This is a genomic window from Prosthecobacter sp. (assembly GCF_020439865.1).
GTDB lineage: Bacteria > Verrucomicrobiota > Verrucomicrobiia > Verrucomicrobiales > Verrucomicrobiaceae > Prosthecobacter.
On the sequence record NZ_JAGRPF010000136.1, the window covers coordinates 1 to 3,217 of the forward strand.

Annotated in this window: 4 protein-coding genes; 1 reads left to right on the forward strand and 3 read right to left on the reverse strand. The window is 62.2% G+C overall.

Going from position 1 to position 3,217, the window contains the following annotated elements:
- Positions 1–733: DUF1549 domain-containing protein (locus KDL09_RS16205; protein ID WP_294387298.1), on the reverse strand; the 733-nt coding region annotated here is incomplete at its 3' end.
- 130 nt (positions 734–863) lie between these two features.
- On the opposite strand from KDL09_RS16205, the gene KDL09_RS16210 reads away from it, so the two are divergent.
- Positions 864–1,649 carry a DUF1080 domain-containing protein gene (locus KDL09_RS16210; RefSeq protein ID WP_294387300.1) on the forward strand — a complete coding sequence of 262 codons (786 nt, stop codon included), beginning with the start codon at positions 864–866 and terminating at the stop codon, positions 1,647–1,649.
- Here the strand turns inward: KDL09_RS16210 and KDL09_RS16215 are convergent, their stop codons facing one another.
- Together KDL09_RS16215 and KDL09_RS16220 are read right to left on the reverse strand one after the other, a co-directional pair.
- On the reverse strand, positions 1,650–2,555 hold the full coding sequence (locus KDL09_RS16215; protein WP_294387303.1) for a sialate O-acetylesterase: 906 nt from the start codon (positions 2,553–2,555) through the stop codon (positions 1,650–1,652).
- Between the two features lie 11 nt (positions 2,556–2,566).
- The coding region (locus KDL09_RS16220; protein WP_294387304.1) for a DUF1501 domain-containing protein at positions 2,567–3,217 on the reverse strand (651 nt) is incomplete at its 5' end.

Below are 3,217 nucleotides of genomic sequence, written 5' to 3' on the forward strand. Positions count from 1 at the left end.
CGTTCGAGTCCGCGTAGCGCACGAGATCCAGCCAGTGGCGTCCCCATTTTTCGTTGTATTTGGGGCTGTTGATGAGCTTGTCCACGTAGGCCGACACGTCGGACTTGTCGGACAGGTCCGATGACGGCGGCAAACCCGTGAGATCATAACTGAGCCGGCGCATCAGCGTGCGCCTGTCGGCATCGGCGGCAGGCGTGAGGCCTTTCGCTTCGAGTTCCGCGAGGATGAAGGCATCGAGGTCCTTGCGCGGCCAGTCCTTCTGCTTCACGGCGGGCAGCGGCGTGTTTTGCAACGGACGAAACGCCCAGCCCTGACGTGCGGTCTCGAAGTCGATCGTCTTTTTCTTCACCACCTCTCCCAGCGCCGCGTCACGCGGATCCGGGGCACCCATCGAAATCCATTGCTCCAGAACGCGGATGTCCTGCGGCGACAGCTTGGACTTCGGCGGCATCTGCAGCTTGTCATCCTGATAGCTGACGCTGTGCAGGAGCAGGCTGTTGCCCGGATTGCCCGGAATCACCGCCGCGCCTGCATCGCCACCGATCTGCCAGCCTTCCTTGCGGTCCAGCAGCAGCCCGCCCTTTCGCTTTCCCGCCTCCTGCGAGTGACACTCGTAGCAATGCTTCACCAGCAACGGCCGCACCTTGCTCTCAAAAAACGCCACGCCATCCGCCGCCGATGCACCGGCGGCCGCGAAGGACGTGAGGAGTGAGAAGATGACTGCGTGACGCACGGGGAAAGAAGGCAGAAACGGAGGGATTTTGGACAAGAAAAGATCGGTCCCGCTCTAGGGTGTCTTTCCAACGACGCGACTGCGGGAATCTTCCGATTGGAAACAGCCCGTCAGCCGCCAAGATGCTCGCATGACCACCACCCGCCTCATCGCCGTCCTGACTGCCGCACTCATGCTCACCTCGGCCGCGGCGGATGAGCCGAAGTGGGTGTCGCTTTTCAACGGCAACGACCTGTCCGGTTGGACGATCAAGATCGCGAAGCGGCCGCTCGGGGAGAATTATGCGAATACCTTTCGCGTCGAGGACGGCATTCTGAAGGTGTACTACGACGGCTACGAGAAGTTCGACGAGCAGTACGGGCACCTGTTCACCAACCTGGCCTACTCCCATTACATCCTGCGGCTGGAATATCGCTTCACGGGCAAGATGATGGCCGATGCGCCGAAGTATGTGAACCTCAACAGCGGCGTGATGCTTCACGCGCAGCCACCGCAGAGCATGCGCTTCGGTCAGGGCTTTCCTTCGAGCCTGGAGATGCAGTTCCTCGCCGACGAAGGCAAGGGACCGCGATCCACGGGCAACCTCTGCACGCCCGGAACGCATGTGGAGATGGGCGGCGAGCTGATCACGAAGCACATCGTCAAATCGAGCGCGCCGACCTTTCCCGCGGAAGAGTGGGTTCGCGCGGAGGTCGAGGTGCACGGCAATGACGAGATCATCCACCGTGTGAACGGCGTCGAGGTGCTGCGCTACCAGCGTCCGCAGCTCGACGCAGCGTGCAAGATCGCACCTGCGAGCGACATCATTGATGCCGGCGGCAATGTGATGCTCGGCTATGGCCACATCGCCCTGCAGGCCGAAGGGCAGCCGGTGTGGTTCCGTAAAATCGAACTGATGTCGCTGGAGAAGAAGTGACTACTGCTTCGTGAGTTCGGAATACTTCGCCGCAAAGCGCTTCCCGATCTCGTTCTGCGCGGCGGTGTCGAAGTGGACGTTGTCGCCGATGTGCGTCTTGAGATCGCGGGCGTCCACGCAGGCGGTGTGCGGACGTTTCGACGGGAGGTCGAGCAGGATCTTGTTCATCGCCGCCTTGCCGCCGAGTTTTTCGGGATCGCCCATCTCGCCAATGGTGCAGGCGATGAAGGGCAGGTCGGGCTCGCTAAGATCGGCGCGGAGGTCATCGACGAGCTTGAGCAGCTTGCCTTCGTGAACGGCGAGGCCTTCGGGATTCGCATTCGCCTCGCCCTGCAGCCAGAGCGCACCGCGGATGCGGGCTTTGACGGGCGCGGTGACCTGCAGCGCGAGTTTGGCGCGGCGCAGGGCTTCGTCATAAAGCTTCGCGCCTTTTTGCCAGGCCTGAATGGGTGAACCGCCGACGGCGCAGGGGATGAGACCGACGGCAATCTTGGGATTCTGGGCGGTGATGGTTTCGGCAAAGGCGAGCCCGGAACCGACGCCGGCGTTGTCATGACCCGCGAAGGTCTTGGCATCTCCGGTGAGATGCAGCGGATGACGGGCGAGATACCACGAGTCGTCCTTGAGGTGCATCATGACGATGCGCGGATCGCGCTTCGGCTCATCGGGCATCACGCCACGGCCTTTCATGTTCGACTGGCCGATGAGCAGGAAAAGATCGAGCTCCTCGGTGCCTTCCGGCAGCTTCGTGATGTCCACCGGCTGAAGCGGCGGTTTGGTAGGAGGAGGCGTGCTGGCCTTGCCGGATTTCTTCTTCTTGGCGTTCTGTGCCTGTGTAGCAGGTGCGATGAGTGCGGCGGCAGCGAGCGTGAGACAACGGCGGCGGGTGAGGGAAGTCATGTTCATGAAGGTGCGGGTCAGGCCAGGATTTCGTTCACCACATTGCCATGCACGTCGGTGAGACGGAAGTCGCGACCGGAATAGCGGTAGGTGAGCTTTTTGTGATCGAGACCGAAGAGATGGAGGATCGTCGCATGCAGGTCGTGCACATGCACCGGATCAGCGGCGACGCCGAGACCGAAGTCGTCGGTGATGCCGTGCACATGGCCGGCCTTCACCGCACCACCGGCCAGCCAGACGGTGAAGCCATCAACATGATGATCGCGCCCAAACACGGCCGGTTTGTCGCTGCTGCCTTGATACGTGGATGTGCGTCCCATCTCGCCGCCCCAGATGACGAGCGTGTCGTCCCACAGGCCGCGTTCCTTCAGATCATGCAGCAGCGCGGCGATGGGCCGGTCAGCTTCGCGGCAAAGCTTCTCGTGATTTTTGACCAATGCGCTGTGGCTGTCCCACGGCTGGCCGACACCGTGGTAGCACTGGATGTAGCGCACGCCACGCTCGGCGAGGCGACGCGCGAGCAGGATGTTGTTGCCGACGGGCGTGTCGCCATAGGCGGCGCGAGTGGCTTCGCTCTCGCCTTTGAGGTCAAAGGCGTCCGTCGCGGCGCTTTGCATGCGAAACGCGAGCTCCATCGAGTAGATGCGTGACTCGAGTCGCTCATCGCC